Origin of the sequence: Ruegeria meonggei, assembly GCF_042768335.1 — a bacterium.
GTDB lineage: Bacteria > Pseudomonadota > Alphaproteobacteria > Rhodobacterales > Rhodobacteraceae > Ruegeria > Ruegeria meonggei.
On the sequence record NZ_JAXHBT010000001.1, the window covers coordinates 2392425 to 2412804 of the forward strand.

Consider the following 20380-nt stretch of genomic DNA (forward strand, 5'->3'; position numbering starts at 1 on the left):
ACGTGCCGAACTCACAGATCGCGGACTAAGCACCAATTCGCTGCGCTCGCGCCAATGACCGCTTCCAAGGTACCTGGAACAGTGATTACGAAATTGCATATCACAAACGTTGGCTAGGCGGGCCAGTTCTTGGTTTTGTAGGTCGGAGGTGTCGGTCTGCTCATGCATCCTAGCCACCATGCTGGATTCACGAGATGAATCCCTCATAGGATTTGTGCAACAGAGCCCCGCAAACTCAAAACTCTCAGCGGCCTCACGCCATACGAATACATCTGCAAAATCTGGACTTCAGAGCCAGGTCGATTCATCATCAATCCGATCCACCGGATTCCGGGACTGAACATCTAGAGCCCTCAACTGGCGCGGTCGGTCTGATTGTCAGGAGGGGTTACACCCTGTTCATCAAGTGTTGCGTCCTTGGCAGAAGTTGAACTACCAAAGGTAGAACTGATTACTCGGGCGGCTATCGTAATGCGTGTATGGAAAATTGCCACATTTGGTATTTTTCTCGCTGCAATATGGTTTGTGGTTTCATGGTACAAGTCACAGCCTTCCGATCATGATGAGGCATCGTTACGTGCGGACTGTGAAACATACGCAATACCACCTGCAAGAACTGCGGAAGCGTGTACAGCACTTCTCTCAGGGGGCGACCTCTCTGGCGAAGATCGAGTCAACCTCCTGATTTGGAGGGGCCAAGCCTACAAAAATAAGGGAGAAATTCAGAAGGCTAACTCTGACATAGCCGAAGTATTAGATTTCGACCCAGATTATGTTGATGCATTAATATTGAGAGGCTATCTGCGAAGCGAAGCTGGGCGCTATGTCGAAGCAATCGAGGATCTTTCACGCGCCATTTCGATTGACCCGCAGAACGCCTCAATATTCAAACACAGAGGAGTAATCTACCACCGATCCGGGGAAACGGATTTGGAGCTTGCGGATTATACCAGAGCGTTGGAGTTGAACCCTGCTTATGAGGGGGCTGCAAACAATATTGCCAATGTGCTTGTCGCACAAGAAAGATACGCTGAAGCGATTGAGAACTTAAGAGGTTTCGTATTGCGTTGGCCGGAGAATCCCTGGTTTCAAGGTGCACTTGGTTTCTTACTCTTCAATCATACGGACGAGTATGCCGAAGCGCTGGAGGCTTTTTCAAAATACGCTGAGCTGCGGCCTGCTTTGGCAACCAAATACATATTTCCTGCAATGGTTTACTTTGAAGCTGGAGAGCCCCAAAAAGGGCGGAAACTTATTGAAACCTATGCAGAAAAGCTGGACGAGAAAAACCGTCAAGACGCTTTGGCAATCGTTCGCATCCTTCAGTTTTTAGGGTTGGACGGCGAATTTGGTCAAGAAATTCAGATTCTTTATCGAAGCCAAGCCTTGGCGCGGGCCGGTCAAGTCGAAGCCGCGAGGCGCGAATGTAATGTGTTCGAGGAAAAATTCGGCGTCTCAGCCCGCCTTGCAGTTTCTGAAATAATTCTGAGGAATGGGTTAAGCCTCGACAAAAAGAGAGCTACACAAGATGATGACTATTTTGGCGAAAAACTAGAGCTGTATTTCACAAGTCTTTCGAATTTGAGGCATTTGTAGTCAAAACTCTTATCACCACAGCAATCAAGTTTAACAAGGGAAAGTAAATTGGCAGTGTCCGTCGGCAGAGTTTTTGGGTCCAATGGCGGCTTAACCTAAGAGAGAGTATGGCTCATCTGGTTGGTTTGATTATGCGGCGAGTTTGCGGTGATGCAAGCGTCGCGCTTCGAGTGTCTTCTGTTTGATCCTTTCTCGCTGTTCCAGAATGGCTTTGTCATGTCCGAAGTAGGCATCCGCTGGCGTGTCGTTGCTCAGGCTCTCATGATAACGCTGATGGTTGAAACGATCGACGAAGGCTTCGATTTGGGCTTCGAGGTCGCCCGGTAAGAAGTAGTTTTTCAGCAAAATTCGGTTCTTCAAAGGTTGGTGCCAACGCTCTATCTTGCCCTGCGTTTGGGGATGGTATGGCGCACCGCGAGAATGCTTCATGCCTTTGTCTTCCAACCATTCAGCTAGATCGCCAGAGACGTAACTTGAGCCGTTGTCGCTCAGCAGTCGCGGTTTGTGAACGACGTAAACCTGATCGCAGCCGGAAGCCTGCAACGCCAGATCCGGCGTATCGGTCACATCTTGAGCCCGCATGTTTGTGCACAGCTTCCACGAGATGAGGTAGCGGCTGTAGCTCCCTGCCCCTCTGTGACGGATCTCGATTTCGGCCCAAACCAGACCTTCACTGACCCGTCGAGGCTGCTGTGCAGCTACTCAAAAGCGGACCTTCAAGCAACTTGCTGTTCTTCGGGCTCTTACTGGGAAGGTCAAGCTGTCGCGCAGAAAGATCTGACCGGTGGATCCAAACAACTTGGTTCACACGTTTGCTTGTGTATCATGCAAAAGAACAGTTCCGCCGCGCAGAATTACACAGTCCTTGGCGGTACTTCTGCGGAGTGTTGTTAATGTCCGCCATCGATGATCTCTCTTGGCCGGAAGCCTACAAAGAGCTTCTACCACTGATAACTGACCGCTGGTCGGTAAAAGGTGAAATTTACTTTCACCAACGGCTAAGTGCAGGCAAGTCTGGCGCTCTTGTCTTTATAGTAGACATTACATGCGATGCCTTCAGTGGTCAGGCCATTCTCAAACTTGACGCCCTTCCCGATCCAGAATGGCAAGAAAAGACCGAAAACCAAAGACACCTCGAGGCGTTCGAAGCAATACCAGCATTCGGATCCAAACACCTGGCTCGCATCGTCAACTCGCTGGAACATGAAGGCAAGATCGCGATCCTTTCAACGGTCGTGGCGCAAGGACTTGAGTATTCTCTTCCTTGGAACGACTGTGGCTACGAACTGGCCTTGAACGTTCTCCAACGGCTCTCGCGAAGCCTACTTGATGACTGGAATTCTGACTACCAGATGGCACCGGGAATGCAGTCGCCTCGGGAAATGCTTTCCGGTTGGCTAGGTTACAGACTGGATCCTGAGGAAAGTCGATTACACCGGTTCCTGTCCGATGTTTGCGGCCATGATCCGAACGAGCGTTGCCTTATGTTTGAAGGACATTGGTACCCAAACCCATTGACATTTGCCTGCAACGAGGACTTGCCAAGCCGCCTAAGCATCCGAGCGGCCAAAGGCCGACTGCATGGAGATCTTCACGGTTACAATGTCCTGGTAAGATCACATCAAAGCAGTGACCCAGAATATTATCTGATTGATCTGGCGCTGTACGAAGATAATCAGTTCCTGTTTTATGATCACGCGTATTTCGAGTTGGCTTACTTGTTGGCGAGACGCGGAAACTGCGTGCCAGCTCAATGGGATGCCATCCTTGATGATCTCGGGCTCTTTCACTCAAAACACCACACGTTGGGACTTTGGCAGGATGACGTTGGGATCGTAGAGTTCGTCAGAACTCTGCGGCGTGGGGTGATGAGCTGGGTTGAACGTCACGAAAGCCATCGGCTAAGTTTTATGGAAAGCCAATACTTGTTGGCCCGCGTCGCAGTGGGCCTTAACTTCGCAAACAAGCAGATCGGCGATGGTGCTCGTGGCCACGCTTTCCTATATGCAGCACACAATCTCAAAGACTATATGACGCTCAACAATGTTGATTGGCCGCGGCACGGACCGGTGTTCCACTTCCCGACAACGCATGAATCTTTGTCCGGTTTTCAAACTGAAACCGAAACGCTTGCACCAAAGACTGAACTGCCAGCCGAAAAAGAACGTCTGTTCGATCGTATGGTCACTCAACTTCCGGCACCGCAAAAACCCGTAATTGCAGTGTTGCCGTTCGACGACCTCAGTCGACAAGGCGATGGCAATGGCTTTGTGGCTGGCATCAACCAGGAACTTGTTACCGAACTTGCGAAGGTGGATTGGCTGTCGGTGGTTTCACCTACTTCGACAAAACTACTCAAGGATGCTTCATTTTCCGGCGAAGAAATCGCGCAACGCGTCGGGGCACATTATTTGGTAGAGGGTAGTGTGCGCCATGACGACCAGCGCGTTCGCGTTACCGCCCATCTGGTAGATACGTCGAATGGGCATGACCTTTGGGCCGATCGCCTGGATCACAAAATTGAGGATGTCTTTTCCTTGCAAGAGGAAATCGCCGCGGCCGTCGTCGGGCATATCGACTGGGAACTGCGGTTCGACTTGCGAGAGCAAGCCCGTCTGAAACGTGGTGAGGTCAATGTATGGGATAGGGTTCAAAAAGCTCTGTGGCATCTGTTCAAGTTCACCGACGAAGATACTCAAAAGGCAAATGACATTTTATCCAAGACTATCGACATGACGCCGGACTATGCGCTTGCGCATGCCGTCATGGCAAATGCCGAGCTTCGAAAGCTGTTTTTCACCCAGGTTGATGACCGCAAAGGGGCAAAGGAACGTGCACTCTATCACGCAGAGCGCGCTGTTGCCCTGGATGAACACAGTAGTTTTGCCCATGCCACCCTCGCCCGGGCATATACTGTGTACAACCGATACGATGCTGCAATCGCAGAGGCAGAACTTGCAGTCAGTCTCAACCCAAGCGCAGCAAACGCTCACCTGGTTCTTGGGTACACGCAGCTTGTAAATGGACAGGCGAAACGGGCACTGTCGCATTTTGAGACTGCAACCCGGTTTGGACCGTCCGGACCGTACTTCAAGGTCAAATTGTTATCAAAAGCCATGTGCCTCTACCTCCTAGATAATCTGGAACAAGCTGAAGCCTGCGCAAGAACAGCATTGGAAGGTAGATCCGTTGGCCCATTCGGGCACTATGTATTGGCGGTAATTATGATACGACAACACCGCATAGAAGAGGCAAGGAAGATAGTCTGTCAGAGCAAAGAGATTTACCCCGCCATGACATGTTTGCGCGTCCGCCTGGCATTCGAGAACTTTCAACAACGTGATCTTGACAGGTTTGTCAGTGATCTTCAGGAAGCTGGCTTGCCGGGTTGATCATCGTCTCTGGCAGTTTGTGCAGCGCGGCTGGGTTTTTCAATTCAAAACGCGCCATCCAATTCGATGCCAATCCCCTAGTCTCTGGCAGCATGCGCATCAATGAGGCGGATGGTCCGCAGCGGTTGGTCGAAGATGCAACTGGGTTGCGATCAGAACTCCACCGATAATCAGCAACCTGCTTTCGTGTAAGCCCGCTTGTCAGCGCGATACGCACCGCATCAGCTCGGAATTCGCCCGTCCGTTTCAGTCCCATAGTCAGTCTCCTTTGTTGCAGTAAATGCTATCAAAGGAGCGGCATCAAACCGCGACAGGTCCAATATGCAATGACATCGAGGAAGAATTGCAGCGTTAGTATCCGGGTTCTGTCTTTGTCATTCAATCGAACCTGATGACGAATTGAAGGGTGACGGGGTTAACTCCCACTAAACTTGTCATTTAGCTCCGCAAAAACACTATTCGTTTGACTGATCTGACTAAGACCTTCGGCTTGAAATTCGTCAGACCTAAGCCCGATGTGGGAAAGCCGAACCAGAAGTAACCTGTCTCCAACGTCACGAAGCGTGACGCTCAGAATAGGAGGCGAAAATGAAAATTCAAAGACAGCTGGGTCACCTTCTGAGTACAGCGGCGTTGGCGTCGTTGATTGCGGCAACGCCTTATGTGCCAGCGTTTGACGCCGATGGTCGCCTGCATTTTGAACCGTCATATGCCTTTGCCAAGAGCGGTAAAGGCAAAGATGGGGACGGTCGCGACGATGATCGGGACGACGACCGTGACGATGATCGGGATGACGACCGGGATGACGATAGAGATGACGACCAGGATGATGATCGTGACGACGACCGGGATGACAATTCAGGATCAGGCAAAAGCGGCCGCGACAATGACGACGATGACGATGACGACTCGAAGCGCACCAAACGGGGCGGCGGTAAAAAAGATCGGTCCCAAACTGGGGGCAAGCCGTTGGGTTCGGGTGGGATAACAAAGGTTGAGACAAACGCGAGCGGCATCGAAGTGCGTTACGCCGACGGCACCAAGGAAGAGATCGAAAACGGGCGGTATGAGAGAAAGAATGCTCAGAACCGAACTGTCGAGGAGCGCCCCGCGACCGGTGCGGACGTATCAAGGCTTCGGTCTTTGGCGAATGGCATCTCAATCGACAATGTACGCTCTCCTGGGCAAGGAGGCACTGCTGGAAGTCGCCCCACGAAAGTCGAACGCCAGGGCAACAATATCGAAGTGAACTACGCCAATGGTTGGAAAGAGGAGATCGAGTTTGGGCGCTACGAGTTGAAAGACCCGTACAACCGGACTGTTGTTGAGAGAAACGCAACGGCTTCTGATCGCCGGAGGTTACAGTCGGTTGCCAACTGAACCGCAACTCCAGGCGATGATCCGTTGGCGGCTTCTCTTCGTGAGGGGCCGTCATCGTCGTCAAAGAGACCGCAGTTAATCTCCCCTGTTCCAAACATCATGTGCAATAAGCGCGGCCTCTACCCGATTTCGCGCATGAAGCTTGGACAGGATTGCCGTCATGTAGTGCTTCACGGTCTTTTCCTGAAGGTCTAACTCGTCAGCGATTTCACGATTACTAAGTCCTTTGGCCACACGTCTAAGAATTTCTTCCTCACGATGCGTAAGGTCATCGAGAAAGCTGCTGCTAACAGACATGCCGGTGTCAGCGTTGATTTGAAGCAATACCCGCGAGGCCAAGCCCGGAGAAACGAACCCTTCACCTGCGGCGATGCTGTTTAGGGAAGCGGTCAATTCGCTCGCGGTTACTCCTTTCACAATGTACCCAATCGCGCCCGCTTCCAAAGCGTCCGCGACATCGCTGCTGTTCTCTGAGACTGTCAAGATTGCAATGAAGGGCGGATTTGCCATCGCTGCAATTTCACGCGTCGCGCTTATCCCGCCACCGGGCATCGAGAGGTCAAGAATGGCTATGTCCGGCTGATGCGTGACGACCAGCGATACTGCATCTTCAGCGCTGGACCCAGCAGCCAAAACTTCAAAACCATCAGCTTCTTCCAGCGTGCGTTGCAAACCATCCCTGAATATCGGGTGATCATCAGCTATTACGACAGATGTAGTCATGATGTGCCTAACTTTCTGGGAAAGAGTGTCATAGAAATGGTGGTGCCCTCACCCGGTCTCGATGCGACTTCGAACCTGCCACCAATACTCTCGACCCGATCCCGCAAGCCCATAAGCCCCTGGCCACCATCGTCTCGCAACGCGGTTTCTTCTGACCTGTCAAAACCAGGTCCGTCGTCTTTGACCTGTACAACTATGCGGTCGTTCTGCGCCTCAGAGATAACAGTGCAATTGGAAGCTGGAGCATATCTCGCGGCATTGGAAAGCGTCTCCTGAAGGAACCGAAAAACGCACAGCTTGTCGGACAATGACAACTCTGGGGCCTGGCTACCCAGAAGTGAAATTTCCGGTCGCAACGGGCTGTGTTCGACGTGATCCTCTACGGCTCTCTTCACAACATCGACGAGTGACAGGCTGTCGATATCCGGCGCGGACAACCCTCGCGAAATTGCACGAATTTCAGCCAGAGATTTTTGCAAAGACTGCTGAATTTCCTCTGCCTCTTTTGGCCTTTTGGACTCTTTGGAAAACGCGGCCTCCAGTCTAAGTGCCGCGAGCGACAGGTACTGCGCAGGACCGTCATGTAGCTCGGCACCGAGTTTCTTGAGGAACCGATCTGTTTGCGTGGCATATCTTTCTGACGCCTCGACCACACGCGAGCGCAGTCGGGCATTCTGCTCGGCCATCCTCTCACTTTCTGTCAGGCGCTGTTTAAGAAGAGCCCCCTGTCGTCGAATTGTTTTGTCACCAAATGCGACGATGGAATACAGAAAAATAGTACTTGCCAGATATGCGGAACCGACGACCAACCAACTTGTTCGCCTGGCCTTGGCTAAATCTAACTCAAGCTGATCAGCTCTTTCGTAGAACTCCGCAACGGCGATGATTTCGCCGGACCAGAGTTCGCGGATGGGGCTGTAAACTTCAAGTAGTGGTATCCCCAATGCCGCCTCGGCGGCGCTCTCGGCATGATCAAGCTCTTCGAAAGAGCCGGAGATATCTCCACCCCATGCTCGCCTCAGATCATCCGTTGGATTGAAACGGTTTCCTATGATGTCTGTATCTGAGGCATGCGCTATCACACCGCCTTGCTTCCAGAATTTGTAGGAGACAATGCGGTCACGCATTGGCTGGGTCATGAAAATCTCGTCCAGCGCCAGGCTCGCCTGCTCAGAAAGGCGGTTGCCATGTGCCAATTCCTGGCTGAGCGGGGATACCACGCTTTCCATATATAGCGCCGCGGAATTGGCGGAGTTCTGCACAACTGCGTTCTGGATTCGAATTGACACCCAGACCCCGACAATTGCGGTAGCAGTGCCCATCACGAAAATGCTGGCCGCAAGAAAGACTCGCGACAACGACCAATTGCCAATCGTCAGGTCAAGTACTTTTGCTCTCATCGTGCAATCGACTATGAACTACAATCTGTTATCGCACTACAGACCTTGGTCTGACGTGATCTGGCTAATACTCAGATCCTGCCCTTCAGCCCAGTGGCCAGAGTCAGATATCATCCATCGTTCTCAGTCTTTGCAGCATCGGGCATTGAAGGTTTCCGCTATCACAATTGGCCGTAAGCTCGCTCAAGGCGTGCTCCAGGCGTCTGAGCTCATCAATCTTGCTTCGAACGCTGGCAATGTGTGCCTCGGCCAGTTCTTTCACTGACCGGCAGTCTTCGGCACTTCCTTCTGACAGCTCCAAAAGCGCCTTTGCGTCAGATAGAGGAAACCCCAGGTCGCGGCATTTCTTCAAAAACCGAAGTCTACCCACATCGTTTGCTGAATAGAGGCGACGATTGTTCAGAGCTCGTGCGGGTCTTGGTACGATACCTTCGCGTTCGTAATAGCGGATGGTTTCTATGCCGATCCCGGATTGCCGGGAAGCCTCACCTATCGCAATCATGTGAAGTGCCTCCACTTGATCCTGTAGTCACTACAGGAGTTATATGCGCAGAATGCCGCTGCCTCAACACAATCAAATCGCCTACCCAGGGAGCGAAAGATGAAGAAGTATTTGACCCTCAACTACCTAGGATCGGTTTCCGCTCTGGGGGCCGCGACATGCTGTGTTCTTCCAATGGCCATGATGTTGCTCGGCTTAGGTGGCAGTTGGTTGGCGGTATTCGGAAAAATAGCGGCAGCAAGCTACTATGTTCTCGCCATCTCAACAGCGCTGGTCGCGGTTTCGTGGTTCGTATCGCATCGAACCGGGACATTGGTAAATCTGAAATGGTGGCTTGTTGGAAGCACGGCGATTACCGCGTTGGCATGGGTCATCCTGTTCAATGAGGCTCAAATCAACGATTATCTAATCATGCAGATGTGAGACAATGACAATACAAACTGTGGTGCTCGATAGCACTTTGACCTGCCCTCAGTGTGGGCACGTTGAAACCGAGAAAATGCCAACTGACTCGTGCCAGTGGTTTTATGAATGCAAATTATGCAAGGCAGTCTTGAAACCGTTAGAAGGCGATTGCTGCGTCTTTTGTTCTTACGCAACTGTCCCGTGCCCGCCAATTCAAGAAGGCAGTTCGTGCTGCGGTTAGACGCAATGCCAGCTTTCTGCGGTGCCCTCAACAGATGGACGCAACACTTTAATCTTTGAGCAAAGATGGAGTGTTTGCCATGAAGTATCGTCTTCGCATTTACTATAACGCCGCACAGCGTGCTGAGATTTGGGATCGTTGGCAGCACGGGGAGTCGATGAGTTCAATCGGTCGGGTGTTTGATCGACAGTCATCTTCGGTGTTTTCGGTGATCTCCCCGACTGGTGGCATCCGTCCGCCGGATCGGACACGGAACAAACGGGCTCTGGTCCTTGGCGAACGAGAAGAGATATCGCGTGAGCTCAGTACAGGCAGGTCTCTGCGGTCCATCGCGTTTCAATTGGGGCGCGCGCCTTCGACGATCAGCCGTGAGGTCCGGCGCAACGGCGGCCGCGTTGCCTATCGGGCGGCAGCTTCGGAACAGGCGGCCTGGGATCGTGCCCTGCGCCCCAAAAACATGCAAGCTGGCTTGCCACCCGGTGCTGGCCCGCGCAGTATCCTCAAAGCTGCGCCGCAAATGGTCACCCGAACAGATCGCGGGCTGGCTCAAACGCAGCTTTCCTGGAGAGGCGCAAAAACAAGTGTCGCATGAGACGATATATCGAAGCCTGTACATCCAGGCGCGTGGGGTGCTGAAGAAAGAGTTGCTGGATCATCTGCGCGCCAGGCGCACGGTGCGTCGATCACGGCATGCCAGCCTCAAGCGCAACGGATTAGGCCAGGTCAAAGATGCCGTATCGATCAGCGAACGACCTGCCTGCGTTGAGGATCGCGCCGTTCCTGGGCATTGGGAAGGCGACCTGATTAGTGGCTCCAAAAACAGCTATGTCGCCACTTTGGTTGAACGTTAATCTCGCTATGTCATGCTGATCAAGGTCGCCAACAAGGATACCAAAAGCGTAATCTCAGGGCTAATCAAACAATCAAAACGTCTGCCAAAAGAACTCTATTAATCCCTGACCTGGGATCGTGGAAAGGAACTCGCGGACCATCCGCGATTGACGATGGCAACCGATGTTGAGGTGTATTTCTGCGATCCACATTCGCCATGGCAACGCGGTTTCAATGAAAATACCAACCGCCTACTGCGCCAATGTCTACCGCGTGGAACTGACTTGTCCGTTCACTCGCAAGCAATACTCAGTGCTATCGCCAGACAGCACAATGAGCGGCCCCGCAAAACCTTGCAATATCAAACACCAGCTGGGAAGTTCGCAGAATGTGTTGCGGCGATCAGTTGAAATCACCGCGCATTTCTTACGTTCCAAGACCGGGATGCCGCTTGGCAGCGAATTGGAGCTTTGTCCCGCGTCTCGCTTGTAGGGATAGGTAGCAGCGAAAGAACGGTTTCAAAGTGAGCGAAATCGCGGCCTGTGAATGACCGGTCTGGCGACATCGGCTGCGATGCAGCGAAGAGTGTACCGCATCTGCGAGCGTATGCTGCGTCAGCAACATGTCCAAGCTGCAATGTCGGCAAAGTCCGCGTTGCTGACCTTGATGCCGTCTGACCCGACCCGATGACCTATTGAAACCGTCAGATGACCGGTTTGAGCCCTGACCGGCCTTTTACAGTCATGTAGAGTTTCGCGCATGCAGCAAGCCTCAAACAACGGAAACCGGGCATTGCCCGCGTGGTTAGCAAATGGCTGTGAGGCGGACTTAGCTCTCTTTCATCTTGTAAGGTGTCATGACTGGTCACAGCCCAAATCGGCCATAACCTTCCCAACTCTTAACGTCCCAATTGCGCCGGATCGCCACAGAAACGCCCTGCTAGAATGCTGCTCTGTTCAATCTTAAGAAAATAGGCTGGCGAAGAACGCCAGCCCAATGCAATCGGTGCGAGGATCGTAGGGATTAGCCAAGCGGTTTGTATACGACCGCATCGATCTCGACCTTGGCGTCTACCATGATTTGCGAACGGACTGTGGAGCGTGCCGGACCTCCGTTGGGAAAATAGCTCGCATAGACCCGGTTGAACGTCCAAAAGTCGCGGGGATCATCCAGCCAGACACCGACTTTTGCGATGTCATCCAAGGTGCAGTCAGCCAGCGCCAGAGCCGCCATCAGGTTCTCCATCGTTTTCCGGGTTTGCGCCTCAATACCGCCCGCTTCGATTTCGCCGTTTTCTTTCATCGCAACCTGTCCAGAAATGAATACAAAATCTCCGGCTCTTACTGCAGGTGCAAAGGGAAGCGGTTGCCCGCCTGCTCCGGTTCTGCCATCGCCCAAACGTGCGATCTTTTTCTCAATCATTGAAGTGCTTTCCTTCTGTTAGGTTTTTCCGTAAGGAATTGTATCCACGGCGCCATAGCCTGTGGTTGATCGGGCCGCTCCCCGGTTCGCAAGCTCAGTTGATTTCACGACATCTTTGCTTTTCAGGTAGGCAGACAGGAATATTCCGTTGAAACAATCCCCGGCACCGGTGGCGTCAACCGCTTGAACCATCACACCGGGGATAGTGTGTATGCCTTGCCCTTCAGACACGGACACGCCGTCCGCGCCTAGTGAAAGCGCCACAATGTCTGCGCCCAGATCGTGGTAAAAGTTGATGATATCCTCTGGGCTGTGAAGACCCGTTAATTGGCGGGCATCATCGAGCCCTGGCAAGGTAATGTTGCATTTGCGCATTGCTTCATGGGTAATTTGTCGCGCCTTGTCCAATGGCCAAAGGGCCGTGCGTAAATTGGGATCGAAGGCAATTGGCGTGCCGAACCTATGTGCTGTTTGGATTGCATGTAGTGTTGTTGACCGTAGCTCAGGACTTACCCCTAGGCTGATCCCAGAAGTATAAAACATCCCGGTATTGGGGATCACATTCTCTGGAAACTGAGTCGGTAGCATCCGACTCGCAGCAGAGCCTTTCCTGCGATAGACGAAATGGTGTCCGTGATCGTCGTGGAAAACAAAATACAGCCCTGTATCTTCGCCAGAAGCGGTTTCCACATATTCGTGGTTCACATCCTCTCGGGACCACAATCCCCTAAGCTTTTCACCAAATTGATCGCCACCGATGCGTGTGACCAAAGCAACCTCCGCCCCCTGTCTTGCAGCAGCGACAGCGACGTTGGAGACGTCGCCACCGAACCCGCCTTTAAACGAACCATCCGGGCAAGCGGACAACTCGAATAGAGGTTCCCCTAAACATATGAGGTCAGTCATATTGCACCTTATTGATACCCGTTGCCGTCACCAGTTATCGGCGACGTTTTCGCTGGCTACTGAATCTTGCCCCGTGCAGCGACGTGAACCGGCCCCAGCGCGCGGTCTCCGCGAATGGATTCGATCTGATCCACCATATTAGTGACAACACAGGCATGGTTTGGAATGATCCGGATACGATCACCGACACTCAGATCGATTTTATCGGCTGTCAGCACACCGTGTTCTTCTGACAGGCCCTGAACCAAAATGTCCGGTCGACCTAACACATACCCGTGGCCTTCCAATCCCAATAAATCTGAGGTCAGCACTTTTGATCCTGCATCGATTATAGCACGATTGTCAGCGGGGACCGAGATCACGGTGGCAAGAACGCTCAATGCACAGTCCTCCCAGGTACAGACACCCCGTGCCTGCAATGAACGGTCGTTATAGATGTAGGTGCCAATCCGATATTCGGTAGCAACCGGAACATCTTGGGCGTCCCACATGCCCGGTGAACCACCATGAGAAACGACGCGTACAGACAACCCGCTCTCTTCGATTTCACATTTGGCCAGAGAGAGCCATTCCTGAACCTTCCCCTCCTGTCCTACCGGCGGGTAGGTCATGAGGCCGAGAAACGAGACGCCAGACTGGGCATCGATGTAACGCGCGAGTTCCTTTGCCTGCTCCGGCGTAGTTACGCCACATCGTGCAGCGCCCGTGTCGCATTCAACCAACACTCCGAGAGGGTTCGAAGCATCCGCAAAGAACCGTGCCAACCCGTCAACAGTTTCGGTGTTGTCCGCGACAACAGACAAGCTCACCTTTTCAGAGAGGGCACGCAAACGGGCCAGCTTGGCTTCGCCGAGAATATTGAAGGTGATCAGCACATCATCAATGCCGCCTTCGGCAATCATTGCTTCGGCCTCACTAACTTTCTGGCATGTTATGCCAATTGCACCAGCCTCTAACTGCCGACGCGCCAGCATGGGAAGTTTGTGGGTTTTGATGTGCGGTCGAACGCTGAGCCCGTGTTTCGCACAATGCCCCTGAAAACGGTCGATGTTCGCTTCGGCGATATCCAGATCGACCAGGACAGCCGGTGTGTCGATATCAGAAAAATTCATTCCACAACCTCCTTATGAGGGTTTTTGACGATGGGCCAAATTGGGCGTGTCAGATTCTTGTAACGTGTTTTGGTGGGATCATTCGGATAGGGTCCTTCGACGGCGGCATAGATAATCTCGGAGGCAACATCCGAGAACGCGCCGTGGAAGTGGTTTGTAGACTTGACGACCAGTATCTTCTTGCCAGTGATGTCGATGCCGAGGTTGGTGAACAGGTCTGGCGAAAATGCCTGACTTCGATTTGAATTCAGAACAACCTCGATCCCACCCAAACGTATGACAGAGCAGTCCCCCATCGGAACAACGGATGCACCAAAACTCTGAATCGCATCGCGCTTGTTGCGAACAACCGTAACCGTAGCATCAATTGGATTCCCAGCGAGAGCCGATGTTTTGCCGCCAAAGCGAAGGTCGAACACAGCGCCTTCACCGGCTGCATGGCAAAGGCGAACCGCCATAGGATCCCAGATCGTGCCGAATGCTACGGATGTAAGGTTTTGAGCAATAGCTTCCTCAATGATGAGCGTTGAATCCCCCGCTACGCCTCCACCGGGATTGTCCCAAACGTCCGCTACGACCACTGGCCCGTGTGTGGCTTTGTTTGCTTCGCTCAGTGCTTCAGTGGGCGACAGGTAATTCGGCTTTGTCTGCCCGCGGAAGGAAAACAGTTCAGTCCCCAGTTTCTGAGCCACGCAATCCGCCTTGGGCTGGTCATCGTCGGTCAGAACGACAATCTTAGCGCCAAGGTCCGGAGAATCCCCGGCCATGAAACCATGAATGAGAGAAGCCGAAAGAACCTCGCCTTTTGACTCCATCTGCTTCAGTTGGTCGACAAATCCGCGCATAGGTTCCCGGCTGGTTGGCAGAATGTCCAACATGCGAACGTCAAAAACCGACGTGACGGGCCGGATTTCCCCTTTGATGGTTCGCAACGTCAAGTCGACACAGGCTTCTCCTGCTTCGACAAAATCAGTATGCGGAAACTCTTTAAACACAGTGATCACATCCGCGTTGGCTACTCGTCTTTCGCTGAGGTGGCTGTGAGGGTCGAAGCTCGCTCCGATAACAGAATCCGGCCCGACAATTGCTCGAATTGCTTCGATCAAATCGCCTTCGCAATCCAGACAATCCTCGGAGATCATCGCCCCATGCAGACCTAAGACGACACCATCCAGAGGCAGTGCTGCCGTCACCTGATCCAGCACCTCTTGTTTCAAGCGTGCCCATGTCTCGCGATTCAACAACCCGCCTGGCTCTGCCCATGTGGCGGTTCCCTCAATCAATTCCAGCTCATTCGACCGCGCTCTTTTCCTCAATGCAGGAAATACGGCACTGCAAAGCGTTGGGGTTACCGGATGCTCGCCCGGTGGTGCATAAAAGCTCTGTTCAAAATCGGAAAAGTCCGTACGCAGGGGAGAAAAGGTGTTCGTTTCGGTTGCCAAGGACGCACAGAATACCCGCATGCTCATTCCAATTTGTTGCTTGGGTCGGAGACCAAAAGTTGGTCTCCGACGAAATATGCTGCCGGTTGGTTCCAGCAGTCAGGGAGGATCAATCGAGGTAGGACGTGTTGTTGGCATTCTCGACTGCAGCTTTAAAGTTTGTCAGCAATTCGGCCGCCTTTTCATCCAGGTTTTCCTGAACATGCGCCTCGAACGCGGGCTGCGTCGCTGTCGCCATTGCGCTGCGTTGTTCGTCGGTCAGGGCGGTAACCTCGATTTGATCCATCAAGCCTGCCAGACCACGATCTGACGCCTCGATGATCCGCGACAAGCCACGGCTGGCCGTAACGCAATTTTCGGCCGCTGTGCGGATCGTCGCCTGCTCAGCTTCTGACAGGCCTTCAAAGAAGGCACGATTTATCATGAAGGTGTAGGGTGAAAACAGGTGATTGGTCAGCGTCATGTATTGCTGAACCTCGGCAAAATTAGCGAACGAGATGATTGGCACGGGATTCATCTGGCCATCAATCACACCGGTTTGCAGCCCGGAATATACTTCACCCCAGGACAATGGGTAAGCCTCTGCACCCAACGCCTGAATGATCTTCTGATGCGACGGCAGGGTCATTGTGCGAATGCGTATCCCGTCGAAATCCTTAAGTTCCGCGATGGGGCGTTGCGAGTTAGTTACCGCAAAAAAACCACCGGTGTCCGGAAAGCCCAAAACCACAACATCGCCCAAATCGGCCTCGATATCAGCGGCCAGCGCCTCACCGAACTCGCCATCAAAGACCTCGTAAGTTGATGCGTTGCCGTTAAATGCAAAGGGCAGATTTAACACGTCGATACGCGGGTAGTAGCTGGCCAACGCACCAGTTGAGGTCAGGGTTGCCTGAATGATCCCGTCCCGCATCTGTTGAACGTGTTCTGCTGCGGAGCCCAATTGGTTGGACCCGAAGACCTCAACCGAAACACTGCCGTTGGTGCCTGAGTTTACAAGATTTGCAAAGACAGCCGTGCAGGCATGAGCTGGGTTTTCAAACGGGTCAGTTTTGTTGTCGTGGCCAAATTTAATCACCCCACCTTCTGCCAATGCGCTGCTAGCAAGCATGGTCGCGGTCAGCGCCGCACCTGTCAGAATTTTTTTCATGATATTTCTCCTGTTGGTTTGGTTTTTGTGGCGAAACTACTGAGCAAAGCCCAACATCCGGGGCAGCCACAGAGCTGCGTTCTCCCAGAAAGCAAAGACGAAAAGGATCGCGATTTCGGCAATCAGAAACGGGAACAGCTTGATGGATATCCGCTCCAGCTTTTCACCGGTCACGGACGACAGAACGAACAAGCAGGCCCCTACCGGCGGTGTCATCAACGAGATGTTTAGAGCCAACACAAATATGATGCCGGCGTGGATCGGCACTAATCCAATTTGCTCTGTCAGCGGCACTAGAACAGGGGCCAGGATGATCAGAATGGCTGTGATATCCATCACCATACCGACAATCAGCAGCAAACCAATGATGATCGCGATTACCGCATACCGGTTGTCTGAAAGCCCAAGTACAGTTTCGGCAATCAGTTGCGGAATGCGTTCAAAGCTCATCCACCAGCCAAGGATTCCTGCAAAGGCTATTATTACGAAGATAACCCCGGTGATGCGCGCGGTACGCACTAGCATCGCGTAGAAACCTTTGAAGGTCAGCGAACGATAGACAAAAACCCCGATAAACATGGCATAGGCCACGGCTATTGATGCTGCTTCCGTCGGGGTGACAATACCGCCCAAGATGCCACCCAGAATGATCACAGGCATCGCCAGAGCGGTCAGAGAGGAAATGAACGTATCCCAGATCTCGCGTGGGGTTGCGCCGCGCAGCGCTTTCGGCAGGTTTTCCCGTTTGCCGCCAATGGCAATGACCGCCATGCAGACGATGCAGATCACTAGCCCTGGCAGAACTCCGGCCGCGAACAGGCCTGCAATGGAAACACCCATTAGCGACCCATAGACAACCATTAGCCCCGATGGCGGAATGGTCGGGCCGATGATGGATCCCGCCGCCGTGACCGCACAAGCGTAGTCACGCTTGTAACCCTCTTTCACCATTGCAGGGACAAGCGTTCGGCCAAAGGCAGCCGCGTCCGCAGTCGCCGACCCTGTCAACCCAGCAAAGAACACCGAGGCCAGCATGTTGGTATGGGCCAGCCCACCTCGAAACCGACCAACCAAAACCTGAGCAAGTTTCACCAAACGACTGGTGATCCCGATATCATTCATGATCTCACCTGCCAGAATGAAGAACGGCATAGCAAGAAAAGGAAAGATGTTGAGACCGTTGAATATCTTACTTGGGCCGATTGCAAGAAACTGCGTTCCGCCCATCTCGATCAGCCCAACAACTCCGGCAAGACCAATGGCAAATCCAATCGGCATCCCAAACAGGATGAGGGTTACAAATACGATAGCGACGATCACAGCGCTTCCTCCGCCTCTACGGCAAAAGGCGGTTCGTCAATGTGCGAACCCAAGTCACGAAACAGGACAAGTATCAGCTGCACAGATGACAAGGCCGCTGCGACGGGAATGGCCGCATAGAACGGAGCAAGGCTTGCCCCGAATATCATTGCCTGCCTTGGTGCTCCGCTTACCGCGAAGCTGATCCCAAAGAACGCAACATACAAAAACAAAGCCAACGCCAATACGTCCATCGCGATCAAAAGAGCACGCCGCAAACGAATTGGGAGCATCATGACGAATGCCGTGAGACCGATGTGATCCCTGCGCGCAATACCGGATGAAACTGCGAGCAACGCGGCCCAGATCATCAGATAGCGGGCCAACACTTCTGGCCACGGGAGTTGCCAATGGAAATAATAACGATCGACAACGCCAAGCCAGACATCAAGAACCAGAGACAACATCAAAGCTGCGACAATGCCTTCAACGACTGAATTTATCCTTGAACTTGCGCTGGCGAACCAGTCCGACATTCGTATTCCTCCCCAGGATCCGAATCTGTAACTTGGTTACACAATGCGTGATGTTTGATGAGATATCAATGAAGAAATGTAACTTAGTTTCTTCATGCGCCGCAGAAATCGGATCTCACGACGATCTTCTTGCCCATATACATCAATACATGTAACTAAGTTTCATGACTGGTCATAAGGAAATTACCGGCTTGCCGAACGAATCTCGCCCCGTATCAGAAAGTAGTGCCCCTCCGCATAAAGGCAGGATTGGAGCAGTCGATTTAATTCCGGCGTTGCACAACTCGGAAACTAAACTGGCAGTTCAGGAGCAGAAGGTTGCCGATTACGTCAAGGATCACCTCAACGAAATCAGCGCCATGACTATCGGGGATCTCGCGCAACGTTGCTCAGTCAGCAAGCCAACTGTCGTTCGATTCTGTCGTAGCCTTGGGTGTGAGGGGTTTCGAGACTTCAAACTTCGCCTGGCTCAGAACGTCGCTGTCAGCGCACAGTATCTGTATAGAAACGCAAATGATGAAATCCCTGACGCAGATACTGCGATTGACCAAGTCCTTGGGGCTTTGTTTGCGACCTTGGACGTAATGCGCGGTCAAATCGATACGGCGAAACTCGAAGAAGCAAGGAATGCCTGCTTAGATCGGCGACAAATACTTTTCTCAGGAATAGGCGGGGGCTCTTCGCTCGTCGCCCAGGAAGCTTCCAACCGCTTTTTTAGACTTGGGATTCCATCATTCTTCGTGAATGACAGCTATGTCCTACAAATGCGTGCTGCCGCGCTCGGAGCCGAAGACGTACTCTTCCTTATTTCGGCAAGTGGTGAAGCCGACGCAATCGTTAGTGCGGCCGAAGTCGCCAATGGTTATGGTGCCACCACAATCTGCATCACAAAGCCCAATACAAGGCTGTCCGACATATCCCAAATTGCGCTTCTCACGGAACTGCCTGAGGACAGTGACATCTACAAGCCTACGGCCTCGCGATATGCCCACCTCGCCATTGTCGATGCATTGGCCATGACCGTGGCGCAGGAGATGACCAGTGAAACAAAAGAGAATCTCCGACGAATTCGGGCATCTTTGACAGCTTACCATGGCAGAACTGGCCCTCAGCCTTTGGGCGACTAATCTATGTACGAATAGACGAGTATCAATCAGCGCAGCTCTGATTGATTTGGGCCGGTATCAAACTAACAATCTCGGGCAACTTTGTACCACTGAATCGGAGCGTTCTGAGATGCTTAACTTAGGGGTCTTCCGCAGAACTTTGCAAAGTCCGGCTTTTACACATAGCTGCCGTTTAGGTAAATTGAAGCATTCAACACATTGGGCTCTCCTCCACCATTCTCTGCGGCACGCACCAACTGGCTGAACGAGCCCCGAGCTGCCTTTCCCAAGCTACTTGATCTCTGCGCGTGCATGCGTCCGGTAAGCGGACGAAGCGGTCATTTGGTCAGTATGTGAAATTTGAAGCCACATATCGAACTCCAGATACGACTATGGCGTGGGAGTTCCGGCTATTCCATGAAGCACAGCCCGTCTCGCCAAACTCTCTGGCGACCAAACGTCTTTGATTTTGGCCGCGAAAAATTCTTCAAAGGCGGGAACATCGGTTGGTAAAATAACCCACGGCTGTTTGGTTGAGGTGAAAATATGTACGTCAGGCGAAAACGGGTCTGGATTATCAAGTGTTCCAACACGTATGAACCGGACAAACTCGCCCAACCCACCACTCATGTCCAGATAGTTGGTCCAAAGAGTGACGTAACATGTCGGACAGCGCGCAAACCTTTGCCCAACGCCACTTAACGACGGAGTATGAATTTCGATCACGTCGCCCTTGGTGACGTTCACCCGATCTGCTTCGATCAGGGCATTGACCGCAAGTGCGCCGCCGCTTTCACGCTGACACCAACGGCAATGGCAGCCGTGTACAATCATCGGAGTGGTCGTCATTTCATAGCGTATATTTCCACATGCGCACCCGCCTTTAAAAGGTCCATCGTGCTCTTCCATAGGTCGCTTCCTTCTAAAATGCATGACG

The 20380-nt window shown here is 52.6% G+C and carries 18 protein-coding genes and 3 pseudogenes; 8 read left to right on the top strand and 13 right to left on the bottom strand.

Going from position 1 to position 20380, the window contains the following annotated elements; translation table 11 throughout:
* Positions 1-228: 228 nt before the first annotated feature.
* A pseudogene (locus SJY13_RS11695) lies at positions 229-348 on the top strand (IS481 family transposase); the annotation flags it as partial.
* Positions 349-417: 69 nt separating this feature from the next.
* On the top strand, positions 418-1596 hold the full coding sequence (locus SJY13_RS11700; protein WP_377191131.1) for a tetratricopeptide repeat protein: 1179 nt from the start codon (positions 418-420) through the stop codon (positions 1594-1596).
* A 129-nt stretch (positions 1597-1725) separates the two neighbouring features.
* Here the strand turns inward: SJY13_RS11700 and SJY13_RS11705 are convergent.
* Positions 1726-2217, bottom strand: a pseudogene (locus SJY13_RS11705) (transposase); the annotation flags it as partial.
* A gap of 272 nt (positions 2218-2489) precedes the next feature.
* On the opposite strand from SJY13_RS11705, the gene SJY13_RS11710 reads away from it, so the two are divergent.
* Positions 2490-4988 carry a hypothetical protein gene (locus tag SJY13_RS11710; RefSeq protein ID WP_377191133.1) on the top strand — a complete coding sequence of 833 codons (2499 nt, stop codon included), beginning with the start codon at positions 2490-2492 and terminating at the stop codon, positions 4986-4988.
* Here SJY13_RS11710 and SJY13_RS11715 read toward each other — a convergent pair.
* A complete protein-coding gene (locus tag SJY13_RS11715) occupies positions 4954-5244 on the bottom strand; it encodes a hypothetical protein (RefSeq protein ID WP_377193732.1) in 291 nt (96 codons plus the stop codon). The genes SJY13_RS11710 and SJY13_RS11715 overlap by 35 nt on opposite strands.
* A 332-nt stretch (positions 5245-5576) precedes the next feature.
* Between SJY13_RS11715 and SJY13_RS11720 the strand changes: the two genes are divergently transcribed.
* Positions 5577-6368 (top strand): hypothetical protein, encoded by a 792-nt coding sequence (locus SJY13_RS11720; protein WP_377191135.1) that lies wholly within the window; start codon positions 5577-5579, stop codon positions 6366-6368.
* A gap of 75 nt (positions 6369-6443) precedes the next feature.
* On the opposite strand, the gene SJY13_RS11725 is transcribed toward SJY13_RS11720, so the two are convergent.
* From SJY13_RS11725 to SJY13_RS11735, 3 genes are all read right to left on the bottom strand, one after another.
* Positions 6444-7091 carry a response regulator gene (locus SJY13_RS11725; RefSeq protein ID WP_377191137.1) on the bottom strand — a complete coding sequence of 216 codons (648 nt, stop codon included), beginning with the start codon at positions 7089-7091 and terminating at the stop codon, positions 6444-6446.
* Positions 7088-8320: a sensor histidine kinase gene (locus tag SJY13_RS11730; protein ID WP_377191139.1), complete on the bottom strand. Its 1233-nt coding sequence runs from the start codon at positions 8318-8320 to the stop codon at positions 7088-7090. The genes SJY13_RS11725 and SJY13_RS11730 overlap by 4 nt, the downstream gene beginning before the upstream one ends.
* A 274-nt stretch (positions 8321-8594) precedes the next feature.
* A complete protein-coding gene (locus tag SJY13_RS11735) occupies positions 8595-8993 on the bottom strand; it encodes a MerR family transcriptional regulator (protein ID WP_377191141.1) in 399 nt (132 codons plus the stop codon).
* Between the two features lie 99 nt (positions 8994-9092).
* Here SJY13_RS11735 and SJY13_RS11740 point away from each other — a divergent pair, with 99 nt between their 5' ends.
* From SJY13_RS11740 to SJY13_RS11750, 3 genes and pseudogenes are all read left to right on the top strand, one after another.
* Positions 9093-9416: a hypothetical protein gene (locus SJY13_RS11740; RefSeq protein ID WP_377191143.1), complete on the top strand. Its 324-nt coding sequence runs from the start codon at positions 9093-9095 to the stop codon at positions 9414-9416.
* A gap of 4 nt (positions 9417-9420) precedes the next feature.
* Positions 9421-9639 (top strand): GDCCVxC domain-containing (seleno)protein, encoded by a 219-nt coding sequence (locus SJY13_RS11745; protein ID WP_377191145.1) that lies wholly within the window; start codon positions 9421-9423, stop codon positions 9637-9639.
* Between the two features lie 79 nt (positions 9640-9718).
* Positions 9719-10880 (top strand): annotated as a pseudogene (locus SJY13_RS11750) (IS30 family transposase).
* A 613-nt stretch (positions 10881-11493) separates the two neighbouring features.
* On the opposite strand, the gene SJY13_RS11755 reads toward SJY13_RS11750, so the two are convergent.
* From SJY13_RS11755 to SJY13_RS11785, 7 genes are all read right to left on the bottom strand, one after another.
* On the bottom strand, positions 11494-11892 hold the full coding sequence (locus SJY13_RS11755; protein ID WP_377191147.1) for a RidA family protein: 399 nt from the start codon (positions 11890-11892) through the stop codon (positions 11494-11496).
* 18 nt (positions 11893-11910) lie between these two features.
* Complete coding sequence (locus SJY13_RS11760) at positions 11911-12798, bottom strand: sugar kinase (protein WP_377191149.1); 888 nt, start codon at positions 12796-12798, stop codon at positions 11911-11913.
* 56 nt (positions 12799-12854) lie between these two features.
* Positions 12855-13910, bottom strand: coding sequence for a D-TA family PLP-dependent enzyme (locus SJY13_RS11765; RefSeq protein ID WP_377191151.1), 1056 nt, complete (start codon positions 13908-13910; stop codon positions 12855-12857).
* Positions 13907-15373: a M81 family metallopeptidase gene (locus tag SJY13_RS11770; protein WP_377191153.1), complete on the bottom strand. Its 1467-nt coding sequence runs from the start codon at positions 15371-15373 to the stop codon at positions 13907-13909. The genes SJY13_RS11765 and SJY13_RS11770 overlap by 4 nt, the downstream gene beginning before the upstream one ends.
* 88 nt (positions 15374-15461) lie before the next feature.
* Positions 15462-16502, bottom strand: coding sequence for a TRAP transporter substrate-binding protein (locus SJY13_RS11775; protein WP_377191155.1), 1041 nt, complete (start codon positions 16500-16502; stop codon positions 15462-15464).
* Between the two features lie 36 nt (positions 16503-16538).
* A complete protein-coding gene (locus SJY13_RS11780) occupies positions 16539-17822 on the bottom strand; it encodes a TRAP transporter large permease (RefSeq protein ID WP_377191157.1) in 1284 nt (427 codons plus the stop codon).
* Entirely contained in the window at positions 17819-18337 is a 519-nt protein-coding gene (locus tag SJY13_RS11785; RefSeq protein ID WP_377191159.1) for a TRAP transporter small permease, read from the bottom strand. Before SJY13_RS11785 ends, SJY13_RS11780 begins: the two co-directional genes overlap by 4 nt.
* Before the next feature lie 164 nt (positions 18338-18501).
* On the opposite strand from SJY13_RS11785, the gene SJY13_RS11790 reads away from it, so the two are divergent.
* Complete coding sequence (locus SJY13_RS11790; RefSeq protein ID WP_377191161.1) at positions 18502-19464, top strand: MurR/RpiR family transcriptional regulator; 963 nt, start codon at positions 18502-18504, stop codon at positions 19462-19464.
* 369 nt (positions 19465-19833) lie between these two features.
* Here SJY13_RS11790 and SJY13_RS11795 read toward each other — a convergent pair whose 3' ends face one another.
* Positions 19834-20352 carry a GFA family protein gene (locus tag SJY13_RS11795; RefSeq protein WP_377191163.1) on the bottom strand — a complete coding sequence of 173 codons (519 nt, stop codon included), beginning with the start codon at positions 20350-20352 and terminating at the stop codon, positions 19834-19836.
* Positions 20353-20380: the final 28 nt, after the last annotated feature.

Coding starts and splice junctions, on each gene's coding strand:
- SJY13_RS11715 (WP_377193732.1), bottom strand. CDS start 5,244: ATGGGACTGAAACGGACGGGCGAATTCCGAGCTGATGCGGTGCGTATC.
- SJY13_RS11770 (WP_377191153.1), bottom strand. CDS start 15,373: ATGCGGGTATTCTGTGCGTCCTTGGCAACCGAAACGAACACCTTTTCT.
- SJY13_RS11790 (WP_377191161.1), top strand. CDS start 18,502: ATGACTGGTCATAAGGAAATTACCGGCTTGCCGAACGAATCTCGCCCC.
- SJY13_RS11745 (WP_377191145.1), top strand. CDS start 9,421: ATGACAATACAAACTGTGGTGCTCGATAGCACTTTGACCTGCCCTCAG.
- SJY13_RS11720 (WP_377191135.1), top strand. CDS start 5,577: ATGAAAATTCAAAGACAGCTGGGTCACCTTCTGAGTACAGCGGCGTTG.
- SJY13_RS11710 (WP_377191133.1), top strand. CDS start 2,490: ATGTCCGCCATCGATGATCTCTCTTGGCCGGAAGCCTACAAAGAGCTT.
- SJY13_RS11775 (WP_377191155.1), bottom strand. CDS start 16,502: ATGAAAAAAATTCTGACAGGTGCGGCGCTGACCGCGACCATGCTTGCT.
- SJY13_RS11740 (WP_377191143.1), top strand. CDS start 9,093: ATGAAGAAGTATTTGACCCTCAACTACCTAGGATCGGTTTCCGCTCTG.
- SJY13_RS11760 (WP_377191149.1), bottom strand. CDS start 12,798: ATGACTGACCTCATATGTTTAGGGGAACCTCTATTCGAGTTGTCCGCT.
- SJY13_RS11785 (WP_377191159.1), bottom strand. CDS start 18,337: ATGTCGGACTGGTTCGCCAGCGCAAGTTCAAGGATAAATTCAGTCGTT.
- SJY13_RS11765 (WP_377191151.1), bottom strand. CDS start 13,910: ATGAATTTTTCTGATATCGACACACCGGCTGTCCTGGTCGATCTGGAT.
- SJY13_RS11730 (WP_377191139.1), bottom strand. CDS start 8,320: ATGGAAAGCGTGGTATCCCCGCTCAGCCAGGAATTGGCACATGGCAAC.
- SJY13_RS11725 (WP_377191137.1), bottom strand. CDS start 7,091: ATGACTACATCTGTCGTAATAGCTGATGATCACCCGATATTCAGGGAT.
- SJY13_RS11755 (WP_377191147.1), bottom strand. CDS start 11,892: ATGATTGAGAAAAAGATCGCACGTTTGGGCGATGGCAGAACCGGAGCA.
- SJY13_RS11795 (WP_377191163.1), bottom strand. CDS start 20,352: ATGGAAGAGCACGATGGACCTTTTAAAGGCGGGTGCGCATGTGGAAAT.
- SJY13_RS11735 (WP_377191141.1), bottom strand. CDS start 8,993: ATGATTGCGATAGGTGAGGCTTCCCGGCAATCCGGGATCGGCATAGAA.